The sequence below is a fragment of the Enterobacteriaceae endosymbiont of Donacia cincticornis genome (genome assembly GCF_012568845.1).
In the GTDB taxonomy this organism is placed as follows: Bacteria; Pseudomonadota; Gammaproteobacteria; order Enterobacterales; family Enterobacteriaceae.
The window spans coordinates 395,240-416,207 of record NZ_CP046194.1; the positions used below are offsets into that span (position 1 = coordinate 395,240).

The following is a 20,968-nucleotide window of genomic DNA, read 5'->3' on the forward strand; positions in this document are numbered from 1 at the left end:
ATAATAATATCAAAAATACAGAATTAGATGAAAATGATAATAATATCAAAAATACAGAATTAGATGAAAATGATAATAATATCAAAAATACAGAATTAGATGAAAATGATAATCTACCTATTGATAGACATAAAAAAAAATATACAATTGAATATTTTAAAGAAAAAAATGATATTTTAAAAATAAAAATTTTTGAGTTACAAAACAAAATTAAAAAAATTAAACAAAAAATATGGGATGTAAAATTACGTTCTCAATCAGAAATAGAAAATATAAAACGTAGATCATCTTTAGATATAGAAAATGCCTATAAATTTTCTTTAGAAAAATTTATTTATGAATTATTACCTGTTATAGATAACTTAGAAAGATCTTTAGAATTAAAAATACAAAAAGAAGATTCTTTTAAAATTTCTATAATAGAAGGTATTAAATTAACTTTACAATTATTAAAAATGTTAATTAAAAAATTTGGTGTAACAATTATAAATGAAATTAATGTACCTTTTGATCCATCTAAACATCAAGCAATGTCAATAATAAAATCAGATAAAATAAAAGAAAATTATATAATAGAAGTTTTACAAAAGGGATATATTCTTAATGGAAGATTATTAAGACCAGCAATGGTTATTGTATCTAAAATAAAAGAAAATTTAAATAATTAAGATAAATATATAATAATATGTTTGTTAACTATTGTATAGTAAATGAACATATTATTATTTTAATAATTAAAACTTATTAAGAGGATTAATAAATGACTAAAATTTGTCAAATAACTAATAAAAGAACAATAAAAGGTAATAATCGTTCTCATGCAATGAATGCAACTAAAAGAAAATTTTTACCAAATATTCACTATCATAAATTTTGGTTAATCAAAGAAAAAAAATTTATTACTTTAAGAATATCTACAAAAGGAATGAGATTAATTAATAAAAAAGGTATAGAAAATATTAAATTTAACAAAAAATAAAGGATAATAATCTTATGGCAAAAAAAAAACGTGTAATCATTAAATTAGTTTCATCTGGTAATACTGGACATTTTTATACTACTACTAAAAATAAAAAAAATATAAAAAAATTATTAGTGAAAAAATTTGATCCTTTATTAAGAAAACATATTTTATATAAAGAAAAAAAAATTAAATAAAATAATTTTTTTATTAATTATTAATCAATAATAATTAAAAAAATTATTATTGATTAATTTTAATATTATTTTTTTTAAAAATTAAATATTTATTTAAATATTTTAAAATTTTTAAATTTTTTTCTAAATTTTTCCACACGTCCTTTATTATCTGTTATTTTTTGTTTTCCTGTATAAAAAGGATGGCATAAATAACAAACATCTAAATTTAATTCTTTATTATTTTTTAAAGTTGATTTAATATTAATTAAATTACCGCAAGAACATTTAGCTGTAATATTATTACATTGAGGATGAATATTTTTTTTCATATTATAGTTTTTTTTTTATTAAAAGTAATTTATATATTTTATAAATAAAAAATTTTATTACAAGTAAATTTTATAAAAAAATAAAAATTTTAAACCATGAAAATTATTAAAGTTGTAATTAATAATCCTATTATTAATAATAAATTTGATTATTTATTACCAGAAAATGTTATTATTTCCATTGGATGTAGAGTTTTAATATCAATTAAAAAAAAAAATTATATAGGTATAGTAATACAAATTGCTTCTTCTTCTAAAAAATCCATGGATAAATTAAAATATATATCTAAAATTTTAGATAAAAAATCTATTTTTAATCCTTTGATATTAAATTTTGCAAAAAAAATTTCTCAATATTATCAATATTCTATCGGAAGTATTTTGTTTCAAATAATACCTTCTTTTTTAAGAAAAAAAAATAAATTTTTTATAAAAAAAATAGATATTTTGCAAATTAAAAAAATTAATTTATTAAATAATAATAAAATTATAAAATATTATAATTTAGATGAAATTAAAAAAATTAATTTTATATTTTATAATCAAAAAAAAATCATTAGTTTATATAAAAATCAATTAAGTTTTTTTCAAAAAAAAAAAAATATACAAAATATATTAAAAAATTTTGAAAAAGAATTTTATAAGAAAAAATTTTTTGTTTGGATTACACAAAACAATATTTTTTTCTTAGAAAGAATTGATATATATTTAAATGTTATTAAAATGATTTTATCACAAAAAAAACAAATACTAATAATAGTTCCTCAACATTATTTTTTTTTTCAACTATATGAATATTTTTCATCTAAATTAGATATAAATATTTGTTTATTATATTCAAATTTTACTAGTAAAAAAACTTTATTAATATGGGAAAGTATTAAAAATGGAATAATACCTATAGTAATAGGTACTAAATTTTCTATTTTTACACAATTTTTACAATTAGGATTAATAATTCTAATAGAAGAACATAATTTTATATACAAAAAAACAAATATATATAAATATAATATAAGAAAAATGGCTATTTTAAGAGCAAAAATAGAAAATATTCCGATAATATTAGATTCTAACACATTAGATATAGAAACAGTATATAATATTAATATTGGCAAATATAAGTTTTTTTTTAAAAAAAATGTAACAATATCATATAAACATTTTTTTAAGTTTTTAATAATAGATAAAAATAAAAAAATATTTAAATCTCAATTATTTCCTAATATTTTAATACAAATGATATTAAGATGTATTAAAAATAATAAACAAATTATTATTTATTATAAATATATTGGATATTCAACTAATATTTTATGTTATTTTTGTCAAAAAATTTTAAAATGTATTGATTGTAATAATAATTATATTTTTTATAAAAAAATATGGAAATTATATTGTTATTGTTGTAAAAAAATTATTGATATGTTTACTATGTGTCCATTTTGTAAAAAAAATTTTTTTATACCATTAGGTATCGGCACAGAACAATTAATAGAATTATTAAGTAATATTTTCCCAAATATATTAATACTAAACATTAATAATAAAAATTTTTTTAAAAAAATTTTTATTATTGATAATAAAAAACCATCAATAATTATTTCTTCTCAAATTTTATATAAAGAATATTTTTCTTTTTTAAAAAATAATTTAATTATATTTTTTAACATGGATTATATTTTTTTTTCTAAAAATTTTAAAACTATAGAATATTTTGTACAGTATATTTTTAATATATTAAATAACCATTTAGATGGAGAAAAAAAAACTGTTGTTATTCAAACATATTATCCACAAAATAAAATATTTTTAAAAATTTTTAGAGAATATAAAACTTATTATGATATAATTAATTCCATTTTAAAAGAGAGAAAATTAATGTTATTACCTCCTGTTACTAATCATATTTCTCTTATTTTCGAATCTAAAAATAAAAACATTCTATTAAATTTTTTAAATATTTTAAAAAAAAAAATAATGGAAAAATATATAAATGAAAAAAATTTTATTATTATTGGTCCTTTATCATTAAAACAACATAAAAGAAAAGGTTTTTTTAGAAAACAATTAATTTTACAACATTCTTTTAAAAAACAATTAAAATTAATTATAAAACATATTTTTTCTGTTATAAAAAAAATTATGCATTTTAATAAAATAAAACTTACCATTAATGTTGATCCAATTTAATTATTAGTTCTATTATATAGAATAATTAAATGTTTTTTAAACTTGGTATATAATTTTATGTATTCTTTTAATAAATTTGATGTAATAGTAATAGGTGGTGGCCATGCAGGTACAGAAGCTGCTTTTGCTAGTTCTAAAATGAAAAAAAAAACTCTTTTAATTACAAATAATATAGATACAATTGGACAAATGTCTTGTAACCCAGCAATAGGAGGTATTGGTAAAAGTCATTTAGTAAAAGAAATAGATGCATTAAATGGTATTATGGCTACTGCGATTGATTATTCTGGTATTAATTTTAAAATACTTAATTATAGTAAAGGACCAGCTGTTAGATCTACAAGAGCACAAGCAGATAGAGAATTATATAAAACTCAAATAAAATATTTATTACAAAAAGAAGAAAATTTATTTATTTTCCAACAAGAAGTAAAAAAAATTATAATTAAAAATTATAAAATAATCGGTATTTTAACTATTAATAATGATATTATTAATGCACAAGTCGTAATTTTAACAACTGGTACTTTTTTAAATGGTAAAATTTATATTGGATTAAATAATCAATATATAGGTGGAAGAATTAATGATATTTCATCTATTAGTTTAGCTAATTTTTTAAATGAATTACCAATTAATAAAGGAAGATTAAAAACAGGTACTCCTCCTCGTCTTGATAAAAGAAGTATTAATTTTTCTACATTAGAAATACAAAATAGTGATGATCCTTTACCATATTTTTCTTATATCGGAAACGCACAACAACATCCTAAACAATTACCTTGTTATATAACATATACTAATAAAAATACACATCAAATTATATTGGATAATATAATCAATAGTCCCATATATAGTGGCTTAATAAAAGCTAAAGGTCCTAGATATTGTCCCTCTATTGAGGATAAAATTATTAAATTCTCAAATAAAAAAAAACATCAAATTTTTTTAGAACCAGAAGGTATTATTAATCATGAAATATATCCTAATGGAATTTCTACAAGTTTACCATTTGATATACAATCTTTAATTATAAAATCAATTAAAGGTTTAGAAAATGCATACATTACTAGACCAGGATATGCTGTAGAATATGATTTTTACGATCCAAGAGGACTAAAACTTACAATGGAAAGTAAATTTATAGAAGGATTATTTTTTGCAGGACAAATTAATGGAACTACTGGTTATGAAGAAGCAGCAGCGCAAGGATTAATAGCTGGATTAAATGCAGCTCTGTTAATAGATGATAAACAACAATGGTACCCATTAAGAAATCAAGCATATATGGGAGTTTTATTAGATGATTTATGTACTTTAGGTACAAAAGAACCATATCGTATGTTTACATCAAGGGCAGAATATAGACTATTATTAAGAGAAAATAATGCTGATATAAGATTAACAGAAATAGGACGTAAATTAGGTTTAGTAGATGATTTTCGTTGGAAAAAATTTAATAAAAAAATAGAAGATATTGAAAAAGAATATCGAAAAATTAAAAATTTTTCAATTAATTTTAATGATAAACAAAAATTTAAAAAATTTAATAATCTATTTAAAAATTCTAATATAAAAAATATTAGTGGGATAAATTTATTAAAACGTTCTGAAATAAATTATAAAGATTTAATAAAATTAAATTTACTTACTTTTAATAAAAAAAAGGTAGAAATTTTTGAATATATCGAGACACAAGTGAAATATCAAGGATATATTAAAAGACAAGAAAAACATATAAAAAAACAAAAAAAAAATGAAAATACATTAATACCTATAAATATTAAATTTGATAATATTAAAAGCTTATCTTATGAAGCAATAGATAAATTTAATTATTATAAACCTTATACACTTGGACAGGCTTCAAGAATACCAGGTATAACACCAGCAGATATTTCAATACTTATGATCTATTTATTAAAAAATAAGTTACTAAAATAAAATTTTTATTCAATTATAAATTGTATAATTAAATATATACTTAAAATTTTTTTTATTATTTATATATAATAAATGTTCGTTTAATTAATATAAAAATTAATTAAATTTATTAATATAATGTGTTTTTTTTATACAAAACTAAAATTTTATATAAAAAATATGTAACTTAAAATTTATAATAATAAAAAATTTATAAATGTTATTATTCTTATAATAATTTTAAAAATTTAATATGTTTAAATTATCTTAAATAAATTTTAATTAAAATTAAAAAATTTAAAATAAGATTTATTAATAATATATAATTTTTATATTTATAAAAAAATAATATTATTTAAAAATTTTATATATTATTAATATCATATGATTATTAAAATATAAAAATTATATATTATTAATAAATCTTATTTTCTAAACAATAAAATATTAGTATTATTATACATATATGATATATTATTTTCTATTTTATATATAAAAATATTAAATTTATATAGTTAATACTAAATAATAAAATATTAATTATTTTTATAATTTAATAAAATTAATTTTTATTAAAAAAAAATTAATCTTTATTTAATAATAAATGTTTGTTTAAAATTACTTTTTTAGATTTTAACTAATTAAAATTTGAAACTAATTTAATAAATATTATGAATATTTTTTATTTTAAAAGGTATTAAATATGAAAAAAAATTTATTCGTTATTAAAAGAAATAAATGTAAAGAATTAATAAATATGAAAAAAATAAACGTTTTATTAACTCATACTTCTCAAAATTTAAAAAATATATCTTTTTTACAAATAAAAAAACAATTATGTTTACAACTTTATAATGAAATTAGTACAGTTAAAATTCATAATATTATAATTAAAATCACAGCAGATCTTATTTCAGAAAAAAACCCTGATTATCAATATATGGCAGCTAGATTAGCTATATCTTATTTAAGAAAAGAAGCATACGGAACATTTACTCCCCCAAAGTTATATAATCATGTAAAAAATATGATTTTTTTAAAAAAATATGATCCATTACTCTTAAAAAAATATACTAAAAAAGATTTTTTAATTATGGAAAAATTTCTTAATCATAATCGTGATATGACTTTTTCATATGCAGGAGTAAAACAATTAGAAGGTAAATATTTAGTAAAAAATAGAATAACAGGGAAAATTTATGAAAGTGCTCAATTTTTATATATATTAATTGCAGCTTGTTTATTTTCTCAATATTCTTCAAAAAAAAGAATTTATTATATTAAAAAATTTTATGATGCTATTTCTACTTTTAAAATTTCTTTACCAACACCTATAATGTCTGGAGTACGTACTTTAACTAAACAATTTAGTTCATGTATTTTAATCGAATGTGGTGATAATATTGATTCTATTAATGCTACAACTAGTAGTATAGTAAAATATGTGTCTCAAAAAGCAGGAATTGGTATTAATGGAGGACGTATACGTGCGTTAGGAAGTCCCATTAGAAATGGGGAAGCATTTCATACTGGATGTATTCCTTTTTATAAACATTTTCAAACTGCTATTAAATCTTGTTCTCAAGGAGGAGTAAGAGGAGGCGCAGGTACATTATTTTACCCCTTATGGCATCTAGAAATAAATAATTTATTAGTATTAAAAAATAATAGAGGGGTAGAAGATAATAGAGTAAGACATCTTGATTATTGTGTACAAATTAACAAATTATTATATCAACGTTTAATTAAAGGAGAGAAAATTACTTTATTTAGCCCTTCAGATGTTCCTGATTTATATGAATATTTTTTTTCAGATCAAAAAAAGTTTAATAATCTTTATAAAAAATATGAAAAAAATAATAAAATTAGGAAAAAAATTGTTAATGCTGTTAATTTATTTACATTAATGATGCAAGAACGTACTTCAACTGGAAGAATATATATTCAAAATGTTGATCATTGTAATACACATTCTGCTTTTAATCCTAAAATAGCTCCAATAAGACAATCAAATCTTTGTTTAGAAATAACTTTACCTACTAAAATATTAAATAATATTAATGATCCTAAAGGTGAAATAGGATTATGTACTTTAGCTGCATTTAATTTAGGAAAAATTAAAAATTTAAGTGAAATTAAAAATTTATCAAATTTAATTGTAAGAGCACTAAATTGTTTATTAGACTATCAAAAATATTTAATTCCTTCAGCAAAAAATTCAGCTTTAGGTCGTAGACCTTTAGGAATAGGAGTAATAAATTTTGCTTATTATTTAGCAAAAAATAATGTACGTTACTCTGATAATAGTGCAAATAATTTAACACATAGAACATTTGAAACAATACAATATTATTTATTACAAGCATCTAATAATTTAGCAAAAACTGAAGGTTATTGTCCTTTATTTAAAGAAACAAATTATGCGATAGGCATTCTACCTATAGATACATATAAAAAATATGTAGATAGTATTCATACAGAAAAATTACACCATAATTGGGATAAATTAAGAAAAAATATAAAAAAATATGGATTACGTAATTCTACATTATCTGCTATAATGCCTTCAGAAACTTCTTCTCAAATATCAAATGCTACTAACGGAATAGAACCACCTAGAGGATTTATTAGTATAAAAGCATCTAAAAATGGAATTTTAAAACAAGTAGTTCCTGAATTTTTAAAACTAAAAAAAAAATATGAATTGTTATGGAATATTCCAAATAACAACGGATATTTAAATTTAATTGGTATAATACAAAAATTTATTGATCAATCTATTTCTTCAAATATTAATTATGATCCTACTCGTTTTAAAAAAAATAAAATACCAATAAAACAGTTATTATATGATTTATTAATTTCATATAAATTAGGTATAAAAACATTATATTATCAAAATACTAGAGATGGTGCTCAAAATATTCATGATGTTAATACTTTAGAAAAAAGTAATATATGTTTAAATGGTTCTTGCATACTTTAATTTTTAAATAATTTTAAATTTTTCTTTGGATAATAAAATGAGTTATACTACTTTTTCAAAAAAAAAAAATGATCAATTAAAAGAACCTATGTTTTTTGGACAATCTGTAAATATTGCACGTTATGATCAACAAAAACATCAAATTTTTGAAAAATTAATTGAAAAACAATTAAGTTTTTTTTGGAGACCTGAAGAAATAGATATATCATATGATCGTATTCATTATCAAAATTTACCAAAAAATGAAAAACATATATTTATTAGTAATCTAAAATATCAAACTTTATTAGATTCAATTCAAGGAAGAAGTCCTAATATAGCATTACTTCCTCTAATCTCTATCCCGGAATTAGAAACATGGGTAGAAACTTGGTCTTTTTTTGAAACAATACATTCAAGATCTTATACTCATATAATTAGAAATATTGTAAATGATCCATCAATAATTTTTAATGATATTATTACTAATAATAATATTCTTCTTAGGACAAAAGATATTATTAAATATTATGATGAACTTATTAAAATGACTAATTATTGGCATTTATTTGGTGAAAATACTTTTTTATATAAAAAAAAAAAAATTAAAATTAATTTATATGATTTAAAAAAAAAATTATATTTATGCTTAATGAATGTTAATATTTTAGAAGCAATAAGGTTTTATGTAAGTTTTGCTTGTTCTTTTGCCTTTGCTGAAAGAGAATTAATGGAAGGTAATGCTAAAATTATTAGATTTATAGCACGTGATGAATATTTACATTTAATAGGCACACAATACATAATTAATAATATGAGAAAAGGAGAAGAGGATAAAGAAATGGCAAAAATTGCTCTTGAATGTGAAAAACAGTGTTATAAATTATTTCTTGATGCTTCCATACAAGAACAACAATGGGCAGAATATTTATTCTCTAACGGTTCAATGATAGGTTTAAATAAAAATATATTATGTCAATATATAAAATATATTACTAATATTAGAATGGAAAAAGTAGGTTTAAAATCACCTTTTAAAATTAAAAAAAATCCTCTCCCATGGATTAATTCTTGGTTAATATCTGATAATGTACAAATGGCTCCTCAAGAGGTAGAAATAAGTTCCTATTTAATAGGACAAATAGATTCTTCTGTAAATATTCAAGAATTTAAAAATTTTAAACTTTAATTTTAATAATATCATGACTTTTAACAAATAGTCATGATATATTTTTATTCTAAAATTTTAATTCGATAAAAAATATAAAGCATAAAAAAATATAATGAATAAAACAAAACATAATAATTTTTCTTTTTTATTTAAAAAAAGAATTTTTGGATTTATTATTTTAGTTAATATTAAAAATATTAATCCGGGTGTATATAATATTATAGATAATAATAAATTTATAAATCCAGCTGCATATAGTAACCAAATAGAATAAACACAAGAACCTATTCCAATAAATAAATTTAATTTATTTATTTCTTTTTTATAAGAAATCTTTATTAAATAAGCACCAACTAAAAAATATGGTATTAATATCATTTCAGAAGCAATAGCTAATAATTTATTATAATCTATTTTTGTTATCCAAATTAATATTAAAAATATTTGCATACTAATATTAGTAAACCATAAAGCATATGATGGTACATGATAGTTATTTTGTTTAGAAAATATTTTAGGAAAAATTTTATTTTTAGCAGCAATCCAAGGTACTTCAGCTGCCATTATAGTCCAACTTAAATATGCGCCACATACTGATATAATTAATCCTAAGGAAATAAAAATATTTCCCCATTTTCCAATTAAAATAGTCATAAGATTAGCCATAGAAGGATTTTTGATTTTAGCTAAATCTGTTCTAGACATAATACCAAATGGTAATAAGGTTACAAGTACATATATAAATAAAGCAATAAAAATTGCTAATAATGTTGCTTTTCCTACATCTTTAGGATTTTTTGCTTTATCTGAAAGAATAACAGCACCTTCTAAACCAATAAATACCCATAAAGTAACTAACATAGTATCTTTAATTTGTTTAAAGATAGAAATTTTTGTTTGTAATCCTAAAAAATCTGTACTAAATAATTTAAAATTAAAAATTATACAAGCTAAAATTATAAAAATACTTAAAGGAATTAATTTACATAATGTAGTAATTATATTAATGTTAGAGGCAGTTTGTGTCCCTTGTAATAATAAAAAATGAATTATCCATAATAGAATAGAAGCTCCTAAAATAGATATCCATGTATTTCCAGCACCAAAAATAATATGATTTGGAGTATCAATTAAAATACCTATTGCAGAAAATACAATTACTAAATAAGAAATATTAGCAATAACAGCACATAACCAATATCCCCAGGTAGAATAAAAACCAATCAAATTACCAAATCCGTTTTTAGCATAAGAAAAAATACCTCCTTGTAAATTAGGTTCTAATTGATTAAGTAATAATAAAGATAAAGCTAAAAAAGTAATACCTATACCGGTTATACTCCATCCTATTATTAATGCTAAAGGGCTAGCAATAATAGCCATATTTTGGGGTAAACTAAATACTCCAGCACCTAACATGGAACTAAGAACTAATGATGTAAGTGCTATTAAGTTTAATTTTTTATTCAAAATAGTTCCTTTAATTATATTAATAAATAATTTTTAATTTACAATAATAAAATTTTATTAAAAATATAATATGTTTAAATTTTTTATATTGGATTATATATATCTATAAAATGAGTTTTTAGTTTTAATTTTTTTTTTAACCATTTACTTAACATAATAACACCACCTCTTTCTGTAGCATGATGTCCTGCACTAATAAAATGAATTTTATTTTCATTTGCAATATGTAGATTCATCTCTGATATTTCTCCTGTTAGAAATACATCTATATTAAAATGTAAAACTTTTTCTAAAAATTTTTGTCCAGCTCCACTACACCAAGCAATTTTATAAATTTTTTTAGGTGCATTTTCACCACAATGTAATGGAATGCGATTTAGTTTATTTTTTATTTTTAAAAGAAAATCTTGAATATTAATTTTTTTTTTTAAATATCCATAAAAAATAAAAGGATTAATTTTCCCATGTATTTTAATATCTAAAATTTTAGCTAAATAAATATTATTTCCTATTTTACTATTAATATCTAAAGGAATATGCCAACTATATAAATTAATATTATTCATTAATAATGTATATATTCTTTTTTTTTTAAATCCTTTAATAACTGGAGATTCATCATTCCAAAAATATCCATGATGAACAATAATAGCATCAGCTTTACGTTTTATTGCAATATTTAATAATTGTTGACAAGCACTTACTCCAAGTATAATATTTTTTATATATTTTTTTCCTTCTATTTGTAAACCATTAGGAATATAATCTTGTATATTTAAATTAGTTTTTAACTTGTTATTAATTATTTTTTCTAAAATTATATTTTTTATCATATTAATTAACTTTTTTTTATTAATATATATAATTCTTTATATTTTATATAATTATATATTTTTTATAAAATAGATAATTACATTTTAATTTTTTAAAAAATAAATTTTATAAATAAGATTTAATATTAAATATTAAAAATATATATAAGGAGTTTTTATGTTTAAAAATTTAAGTAAAAAATTATCTAAAACATTATTAAAAATTAGAAATTATGGACGTTTAACAGAAAAAAATATACAAGAAACTTTAAATAAAATCTATAATAATTTATTAGAAGCAGATGTTTCTTTAGAAGTTATTAAAAAATTTATAAAAAATATTAAAAAAGATTTTGTGGGTAAAAAAATAAATAATAATTTTACTCCAGGACAAGAATTTATTAAATTAGTATATAAAAATTTAATTAAAATTGTAGATTCTCCGGATAAAAATATTAATATATCAACTCAACCTCCTGCTGTAATTTTATTTATAGGATTACAAGGAGTAGGAAAAACAACAAGTGTAATAAAATTAGCATATTTTTTAAAAAAAAAATATAAAAAAAAAATTGTTGTTACATCAACAGATATATATAGACCTGCTGCTATGAAACAATTAAAAATTATGGCAGAAAAAATAAAAATTGATTATTTTAATATAGATAAAAATACATTTCCAATAAATATTGCTAAAAAAGCACTTAATTATGCTAAAAAAAATTTTTATGATATATTAATAGTCGATACAGCAGGTAGACTTCATGTAAATGATTTTATGATGAACGAAATAAAAGATATTTATCATATATTATCTCCTATAGAAATTCTTTTTACTATTGATGCTATGACAGGTCAGGATTCTATTAATAGTGCTAAAAAATTTAATACTACTTTACCTATTACTGGAATTTTTTTAACTAAAACTGATAGTGATACTAGAGGAGGTGTTGTTTTATCTGCTAAATATATAATAAAAAAACCTATTAAATTTATTGGTACTGGAGAAAAAATAAGTAATATATCAATATTTTATCCTAAAATAATTATTTCTAAAATATTAGGAATGTCTTCTGAATTATCTATTATTGATAATATAAAAAAAAAAATAAATTTAAAAAAAAATAAAAAATTAATTGAAAAATTAAAAAATAAACATCAATTAAATTTACAGGATTTTTTAGAACAAATAAAACAAATAAAAAAAATAGGTAGTAAAAATATTATTAATTTTCTAAGCAAAATAAAAACAAATAATATTCAAAATTTTTCTAATCCAATTATGAATATTTTAAATATAGATGATAATACTATAAAAAATACAAAAGCAATTATAAATTCTATGACTAAATTTGAAAAAAATAATGTTGATATATTAAATTTTTCTAGAAAAAAAAGAATATCATCAGGGTCTGGAGTTCCTATTTTTAAAATAAATGTTATACTAAAACAATATAACCAAATGAAATTAGTTACTAAAAAAATGAAAAAAAATAATAATTTTAGTAAAATGATTAGTTATATAAAAAATTTATTTAATTCTAAAAATTAGGAGTAGTTTATGGTTAAAATTAGATTATCTAGAAAAGGAATTAGAAAGAAACCCTTTTATCAAATAATTGTTACAAATAGTAAAAATTCTAGAGATGGACGATTTATAGAAAAATTAGGTTATTTTGATCCTTTAAATTCAAATAAAAAACTACAATTAAATAAAAAAAGAATAGATTTTTGGATATCTAAAGGAGCTATTCTTTCTAAAAGAATATATAGTTTAATAAAATAATTTTATATATTTATGAATATTTTTAAAAAAAAAATAATTTTAGGAAAATTTGGTAAAACTTATGGTATAAAAGGTTGGATTAAGTTATACTCTTATACGCAAAAAAAAAGAAATATTTTTTTATATAAAAAAATATTTATACTAAATAATATAAATGTAATTTATTTTATAAAATTTTTTAAATATAAAGTATATAAAAAAAATTATATTGTTCAATTAAAAAATTTAAGTAGTATTAATACTATTATTAATCTAATTAATCAAAAAATTTATATTTTTAAAAATGAATTAAAAAAATATAAAAATATAAAAGAATATTATTGGTATGAAATAATTGGATGTTATGTTTTTAATAAATATTTTCTTTTAGGTAAAGTTGTTGATTTAATAAAATTAAAAATACATGACGTAATTATTATCCAACCTAATTTATTTAAAATTAATAAAAAAGAAATATTAATTCCTTTTATAGAACCTAATATTATTAAAAAAATAGATTTAACTAATAAAATTATTAAAGTAAACTGGGATGTATAGTTTATTTAAAAGAAAAAATAATAAAAATATTTATGTGGATTAGTATTATTAGTTTATTTCCTGAAATGTTTAAAGAAATTATACGATATGGAGTAATTAATAAAAGTATAAAAAAAAAATTATTAAATATTAATTTTTTTAATCCTCGAGATTTTACTAAAAATAAAAAAGTAGATTCTGTAATTTATGGAGGTGGTGGAGGTGTTATATTAAAAGCAAAACCCTTAATAAGAGCTATTTATCAAGCAAAATTACAAATGAAACATCATGTAAAAATTATTTTTTTATCTCCTCAAGGTAAACAAATAAATATATCTTGTATTAAAAAACTTTTGTCATATAAAAATATGATTTTTATTTGTGGAAGGTATAAAGGTATAGATGAGCGTGTAATTAATAATTTTGTAGATGAAGAAATTTCAATAGGAGACTATATTCTTAGTGGAGGAGAGTTGCCTGCCATGGTTTTAATAGATGTTTTGGTAAGAAATATTCCTGGAGTATTAAATACAATATCATCATGTACTACAGATTCTTTTTTTAATGATGGATTATTAGGATTTCCTAATTATACTAAACCTAAAAAATTAAAACATTTAAAATATAATGATGTACCTAAAGTTTTAGTATCAGGAAATCATAAAAAAATAAAAGAATGGAGATTAAAAAAATCATTAGAAATTACTTGGTTAAAAAGACCAGATTTATTTAAAAAAAAAATTTTAACAAAAAAAGAAAAATTTTTATTTAATAAATTTAAAAATTCTTATTTAAAAAAATAAATAATAATTTGGAGTTATTATATGAATAATATTATTAATTATATTGAACAAGAACAAATTAAAAATTATAAAAAATTTCCATTATTTAGAACTGGAGATACATTAAAAATGTATATTTGGGTAGTAGAAGGTTTAAAAAAAAGAATTCAAATTTTTGAAGGTATTGTAATTGCAATTTCTAAAAAAAATAGTTTTAATTGTTCTTTTACTATTAGAAAATTATCCAATGGTATTGGAATAGAACGTGTTTTTTCTTTATATTCTAAAATAATTAATGATATTAAAATAAAAAAAAAAGGTTATATAAAAAAAGCAAAATTATATTATTTACGTAAGTTAAGAGGTAAAGCTGCTAGAATTAAAGAACGTTTAATTTAATCAAATATTTTTATATAAAAATATTTAATATAAAAATTTATTATCAAATAATAAAGTATTTATATGTGATTAATAATTTTATTTTTCATATTAGAAAATCTTATAATTTTAGATTTTATTGCTTTATAAAAAATATTTTTATTACTGTAAATAGTAATTTTTTTTTTAGTTCTTGTAATGGCAGTATAAATTAGTTCTCTAGTTAATATAGAATAAAACTTATTTGGTAATATTAATGCAACATTTTTAAATTCTGATCCCTGTGATTTATGGGCAGTTATTGCATATGCTATTTCATATGATGGTAAATTTTCAATACACATGATTTTTTGTTTGTCATTAAATAAAAAAAACTTAATTTTTAATTTTTGATCTTTTTTATCTAAAAAAGTTATGCCAATATCACCATTAAATAAATTTAAATAATTATCATTTTTAGTAATAATAATAGGTCTACCTATATACCAATTCTTTTCTAAAGAAGGGATTGTTATTATTTTATTATTTAATAATTCTTTTTCAATAATAGAATTAATTTTTTTTGTACCAAATAATCCATATTTTATGGCACATATGATTTGATAATTATTAAACTTATAAAAGATATTTTTATCATAAATTTGATATTTTTGTAAATAAATAAAATATTTTTTATATTCTTTAATAAAAGAAGATATCATTAATTTATATTGATTTATATTTGTTATATTACAATATTTAATATCATTATATCTTTTTAATAAAAAAATTTTTTTTATTTTTTCCACGTAACCATTTTTTACATTTAAAGCTAATTGATTAATTCCAGAATTAATCGAATATCTAAAATTATATTTTAAAACAGTAATAAAATTACGAAAAAAAAATTTTTTTATATCTTGACTTTTATATTGATATTCTATTATAGAACTTAACCATAAAAAATATTTTTCTGTAAAGTAAAATTTTTTAAAATAACATAAATCTTTAAATAGATTTCCATATTCTATAGAAGGTAATTGATATTCATCTCCTAATAAAACTAATTTAGTTTTTTTAGATAAAATATTTAAAATAATAGACATTAAACTAAAATCGATCATTGATGATTCATCAATAATTAATAAATCTATATTAAGTTTATTAAAATAATTAAATTTAATTTCTTTAGTATAAATTTTCATTTTTAATAAATAATGTATAGTAGTTGCTTTTTTAGGAATATTTTTTTGTTTTTCTTTACTTATTATTTTATCAGAAATATTTTTAAAAAAAAAATTCATAGATTGTGTTAATCTTACTGCAGCTTTACCAGTAGTAGCTACAATTTTTATTTTTAAACGTTTATCAAAAATTTTTATAAATGCAAAAATTATTTTTGATATAATACTAGTTTTTCCAGTACCAGGAGAACCAGTAATTATACTAATTTTATGTGTTAATGCAGAACAAATAGCTTGTTGTTGTATAAAATCTTTTTTCTTACATAAGAATTTTAAAATTTTTTTTATTTTTTTTGGTTCTACAAAAGTAAAATTATTATTAAGAAAATTTTTTACTATTATATTTTCTTCATGCCACATTTTATGTAAATATAAATGATTATTTATTAAAATAATAGGAGTATTTTTTTTACCATTACTAACAATATCTTTATAAGAAGATAAAATTTCTTTCCAATTTTTAATTTTATTAATTTCTTTTATTTTTTTTAAAATAGAATTATTTTTTTTTTTTTTAATATCTATATTTAGATATAACTTAGATATGGGTAAACAAATATTACCTTTACCAACATAATTACTAAGTAAAGCAATTGCAAACATTAACAAATCTTTTTTTTTATTTGTTAATATAGATGCTAAATATAAATCAATTAGACGAATAATTTTAATTTTACATAATTTTTCTAAAAATAAATACATGTTATTTTTATTTAATCTTTATTGAATATAATTTTATAAAAATAAATTATTTAATTTATTAATTAAGTTACTTGATGGTTTTGTTTCCCATACACCATTATATTTTTTTATTTCTTGATTAAGACCTCTAATATAGAGATAAATAATACCTCCAAAACATTTACTATAATTATAATCTTTAATACGATATTTTAAATATTTATGTAAAGCTAATGTATAAAAATGATATTGTATATCATAACGATTTAAACATATATCTTTTTCAAGATTATTTTTTTCATAATCTTTACTATTATAACCTAACCAATTAGATTTATAATCTATAATATAGAATTTATTTTTCCATAAAAATATTAAATCTATAATTCCTGATAAAAAACCACTAATTGTTTCAAATTTTAATTTACTTAATTTACTAGAAATAATATCATATTTATTTATAATATTATTATATTTTATAGAAGAAAAATTTTTTTTTATAGATAAACAAAATTTAAATTCTGTTTTTTTTTCATGATTATTTATTTGATGTAAAATAATTTTATTTTTACCTATTGGTATATTTAACATATGATTAAACCAATTAGTTATCATGATATGCCAATTAGAATCAATATTTTTTTCTATTAATTCTTTTTTAATAAAACTTCTAGAAATTTTTTTTGTAAAATCTAATTTTTCTAAAATTTTATGAATAATAATTCCTATATTTTTTCCTATGGGGAAATTATATTGTGTTTTTTTTTTATTTTTAATGAAATTTAAAAAATTATATTGATAATTAATATTTAAATAATTTAAATAAAAATTTTGTTGTTTTTTTATTTTAGAAAAACTAGATACTATTTTATTTTTATAAAAAAAATTTTTTATTGGAAATGTAAATAATTTTTTATTTTTTAATTTTAAAAAAATATTATTGTCTAATTTTATTTTTTTTTTTTTATTAAAAATTTTAATAGAAATATTTTTATCTTTTAAATTATATAAAATTTTTTTAAAATTATTATCTGAAATATCATTTTTTTTTTTTAATAAAAAATTTAGAGCATTTATATATGATAAATATAAATTTTTTTTTTTAAAATTATAAAATTTTAAATTAGTAATACCAATACTACAATGAAAAATTGATCTAGTTAAAGAAACATATAATAGTCTTAAATTTTCAGAAAGGGTTTCTTCTAAAAATAATTTTTTACTTTCTTCATCTTGTATAAAATCTAAAGTTATTTCAAAATTTTTTCTATTATGATAAATAATCCCATTTTTATTTACAAATTCAATAATATTTGAAGAAATAAATGGCAACCAAACAATAGGGAATTGTAATCCTTTAGATTTATGTATCGTCATAATTTTAATTTTATTATTTTCATTATTTAATTTTATTTGTTGATTTAATAAATTTTTATTTTTATATTTAATTTGTTCTAATAACCATGTTATTATTTGTTTATTATCTATTATATCAGAACATGATGTTTGTATTATTTCACCTAAATATAAAATATTTTTTATTTTTTCTTCCATAAGTTCATTTGGAATATTTATTTCAGAAATAAATTTATCTTGTACAAAAATTTCTTCTAACATACTTAAAATTCCATATTTTTCCCAAATTAATTTATATTTATTAAATCTATTAATTATTTTTTCTATATATTTTTTTTTACTAAAAAAAGATAAATCAATATTAAATAATGTACTTGATAAAGTATTTATAATTTTTTGTTTTTCATTTGGTTTTAAAATAGTTTTTAATAAAAAAACTAATTCTTTAGCTTCTTGTGTTTCAAAAATATGATTAGAATTAGATAAATAAATAAAAGGTAAATTAAATTTTTTAAATTCTTTTTGTAAAATTATAGCTTCAAATTTATTACGAACTATAACAGTAATATCTGAAATATTAATCTTTTTTTTTCTATTATTTTTTTGTAAAAAAGCTTTTCCTTTTTTTCCTAAAATTATTAATTGGCATATTTCATATGCGCAAATATATGATATTTTTTTTCTATATGAATCTATATCCATAATTTTATCAATAAACCAAAAAGTTATTCCAGATTTAATTTTATTATTAACAACAAAATGATCATTTAGTTTTTTACATGTATATTTAATAGGATTAAATACTATATTTTTAAATAAAAAAGGATAAGTTCTATTAGAAAATAATTTATTAATACTATCAATCATTGTACTTGAAGAACGCCAATTATATGTTAATGTATAACATTTTTTTATTTCTAGTGAAGCTTTTAAATAAGTAAAAATATCAGCACCTCTAAAAGAATAAATTGCTTGTTTAGGATCTCCAATTAGTATCATTAAATTATTTTTTTGATTAAAATAGATTTTTTTTAAAATATTATATTGTTGTATATCCGTATCTTGAAATTCATCAATTAATACTACAGGAAATAATTTCCTTATATTTTTTATAATTTGGATGCCAAATCTAGTATTTAAACTTTTATTTAAAATATTTAATAAATCATTAAAACTTATTTCATTATTTTTTTTTTTTTGTTTTAATATATAATTTTTTATATATTTAATTGCCTTAATAATAATAAGATATTTTAAATTAACAATTTTATTTATAAAAATATCAATATATTTAAATAATACATATATAGGTGTGTTACTATTTTTAGTAGTATTTTTAATTAATATTTTTTGAGAAAATCTTAATAATTCTTTTGGAAAAAAATAATTTTTAGTTTTTATTAAACTCCATTTATTAATAATATTTATCCAATTTTTTAAAAATTTTTTATTATAAATATGTTTGTTAACATTAGAATTACTAATTATACTAATTATATTATTTTTATATTTTATCCAATATTTTTTTATTTTTCTAATATATTTTTTATTTTTATCAAATTGTACACAAATATTTCGATTTTTAAATGGATATTTTATTATCGGTAATTTTTGTTGTGATAAAAAAGGTAATAATGTTTTTAATAAATCATCTGGTGTTTTCCAAAATAATAAAATTATTTTTATTATTTCTTTAGGTAAATCATATAAATATATTTTCCAAAATATAACAGAAGCTTTTTTTTGTAAAATTAATTCATTACTAATAATTTTTTTATTAAATAAAAAATCATAAATTTCATAATTTTTTAAATTTAAAATTTTTTGACAAAAAGAATGTATTGTATAAATAGATGCATGATCTATATTTTTTTCAGCTTTTAATAATAAGTTATTAGCTGTTTTATAATCTTTTATTTCTTTTATAATATTATTAATTACATCATATTTACTTTTTTGTTGTATACATCCGTTTTTTAATAAATAAATACTGTTTTTTATTTTTTTATATAAATTTTGTGTTGCCATATCAGTAAAAGTTACTACTAAAATTTGTTCTACATTTAATGGTTTAATATTGTTTTTTTTCTGATGTAAACCTAAAAGCATTCTTAAATATATAATAATAATGTTAAATGTTTTACCAGTACCTGCTGATGCCTCAATTAAAAATTGTCCTTCAAGATTTTCTTTAAAAGGATTAAATTCTTTAAAATTTATTAATTTATTTATCATATTATGTA

Annotated in this window: 17 protein-coding genes; 12 read left to right on the plus strand and 5 right to left on the minus strand. The window is 17.8% G+C overall.

The annotated features are described in order from the left end of the window. The 3 genes from grpE to rpmG form a co-directional block, all read left to right on the plus strand. The coding region (grpE, locus tag GJT99_RS01955; protein WP_343033252.1) for a nucleotide exchange factor GrpE at positions 1-668 on the plus strand (668 nt) is incomplete at its 5' end. 92 nt (positions 669-760) lie between these two features. Beyond that, positions 761-979: a 50S ribosomal protein L28 gene (gene rpmB / locus GJT99_RS01960; RefSeq protein ID WP_168894029.1), complete on the plus strand. Its 219-nt coding sequence runs from the start codon at positions 761-763 to the stop codon at positions 977-979. 14 nt (positions 980-993) lie between these two features. Then, on the plus strand, positions 994-1,158 hold the full coding sequence (gene rpmG / locus GJT99_RS01965; protein ID WP_168894030.1) for a 50S ribosomal protein L33: 165 nt from the start codon (positions 994-996) through the stop codon (positions 1,156-1,158). A gap of 89 nt (positions 1,159-1,247) precedes the next feature. Here the strand turns inward: rpmG and rpmE are convergent, their stop codons facing one another. Beyond that, positions 1,248-1,469, minus strand: coding sequence for a 50S ribosomal protein L31 (gene rpmE, locus GJT99_RS01970; protein ID WP_168894031.1), 222 nt, complete (start codon positions 1,467-1,469; stop codon positions 1,248-1,250). Between the two features lie 96 nt (positions 1,470-1,565). Here rpmE and priA point away from each other — a divergent pair, with 96 nt between their 5' ends. The 4 genes from priA (at position 1,566) to nrdB (ending at position 9,739) form a co-directional block, all read left to right on the plus strand. After that, positions 1,566-3,662 (plus strand): replication restart helicase PriA, encoded by a 2,097-nt coding sequence (gene priA / locus GJT99_RS01975; RefSeq protein WP_168894032.1) that lies wholly within the window; start codon positions 1,566-1,568, stop codon positions 3,660-3,662. Between the two features lie 57 nt (positions 3,663-3,719). Further along, the gene (mnmG, locus tag GJT99_RS01980) at positions 3,720-5,606 is read left to right on the plus strand and encodes a tRNA uridine-5-carboxymethylaminomethyl(34) synthesis enzyme MnmG (RefSeq protein ID WP_168894033.1); all 1,887 of its coding nucleotides are present in this window, start codon (positions 3,720-3,722) and stop codon (positions 5,604-5,606) included. Between the two features lie 682 nt (positions 5,607-6,288). Next, positions 6,289-8,571, plus strand: a complete 2,283-nt coding sequence (gene nrdA / locus GJT99_RS01985; protein ID WP_168894034.1) for a class 1a ribonucleoside-diphosphate reductase subunit alpha — start codon at positions 6,289-6,291, stop codon at positions 8,569-8,571. Between the two features lie 37 nt (positions 8,572-8,608). Next, positions 8,609-9,739 (plus strand): class Ia ribonucleoside-diphosphate reductase subunit beta, encoded by a 1,131-nt coding sequence (nrdB, locus tag GJT99_RS01990; RefSeq protein ID WP_168894035.1) that lies wholly within the window; start codon positions 8,609-8,611, stop codon positions 9,737-9,739. Positions 9,740-9,796: 57 nt separating this feature from the next. Here the strand turns inward: nrdB and GJT99_RS01995 are convergent, their stop codons facing one another. Together GJT99_RS01995 and GJT99_RS02000 are read right to left on the minus strand one after the other, a co-directional pair. Further along, positions 9,797-11,191 carry a basic amino acid/polyamine antiporter gene (locus GJT99_RS01995; protein ID WP_168894036.1) on the minus strand — a complete coding sequence of 465 codons (1,395 nt, stop codon included), beginning with the start codon at positions 11,189-11,191 and terminating at the stop codon, positions 9,797-9,799. Between the two features lie 83 nt (positions 11,192-11,274). Beyond that, positions 11,275-12,024 carry a Nif3-like dinuclear metal center hexameric protein gene (locus tag GJT99_RS02000; RefSeq protein WP_425482531.1) on the minus strand — a complete coding sequence of 250 codons (750 nt, stop codon included), beginning with the start codon at positions 12,022-12,024 and terminating at the stop codon, positions 11,275-11,277. Positions 12,025-12,181: 157 nt separating this feature from the next. On the opposite strand from GJT99_RS02000, the gene GJT99_RS02005 reads away from it, so the two are divergent. The 5 genes from GJT99_RS02005 to rplS are packed head-to-tail and all read left to right on the plus strand — an operon-like array spanning position 12,182 to position 15,486. Continuing rightward, complete coding sequence (locus GJT99_RS02005; protein WP_168894037.1) at positions 12,182-13,555, plus strand: signal recognition particle protein; 1,374 nt, start codon at positions 12,182-12,184, stop codon at positions 13,553-13,555. Between the two features lie 9 nt (positions 13,556-13,564). Then, a complete protein-coding gene (gene rpsP, locus GJT99_RS02010; protein WP_168894038.1) occupies positions 13,565-13,789 on the plus strand; it encodes a 30S ribosomal protein S16 in 225 nt (74 codons plus the stop codon). A 12-nt stretch (positions 13,790-13,801) separates the two neighbouring features. Continuing rightward, the gene (rimM, locus tag GJT99_RS02015) at positions 13,802-14,326 is read left to right on the plus strand and encodes a ribosome maturation factor RimM (protein WP_168894039.1); all 525 of its coding nucleotides are present in this window, start codon (positions 13,802-13,804) and stop codon (positions 14,324-14,326) included. 32 nt (positions 14,327-14,358) lie between these two features. After that, positions 14,359-15,108, plus strand: coding sequence for a tRNA (guanosine(37)-N1)-methyltransferase TrmD (trmD, locus tag GJT99_RS02020; protein WP_168894040.1), 750 nt, complete (start codon positions 14,359-14,361; stop codon positions 15,106-15,108). 21 nt (positions 15,109-15,129) lie between these two features. Continuing rightward, on the plus strand, positions 15,130-15,486 hold the full coding sequence (gene rplS, locus GJT99_RS02025) for a 50S ribosomal protein L19 (RefSeq protein WP_168894041.1): 357 nt from the start codon (positions 15,130-15,132) through the stop codon (positions 15,484-15,486). Positions 15,487-15,545: 59 nt separating this feature from the next. On the opposite strand, the gene recD is transcribed toward rplS, so the two are convergent. Then, positions 15,546-17,390, minus strand: coding sequence for an exodeoxyribonuclease V subunit alpha (gene recD / locus GJT99_RS02030; RefSeq protein ID WP_168894042.1), 1,845 nt, complete (start codon positions 17,388-17,390; stop codon positions 15,546-15,548). A gap of 33 nt (positions 17,391-17,423) precedes the next feature. Then, positions 17,424-20,960 (minus strand): exodeoxyribonuclease V subunit beta, encoded by a 3,537-nt coding sequence (recB, locus tag GJT99_RS02035; RefSeq protein ID WP_168894043.1) that lies wholly within the window; start codon positions 20,958-20,960, stop codon positions 17,424-17,426. Between the last annotated feature and the right edge of the window lie 8 nt (positions 20,961-20,968).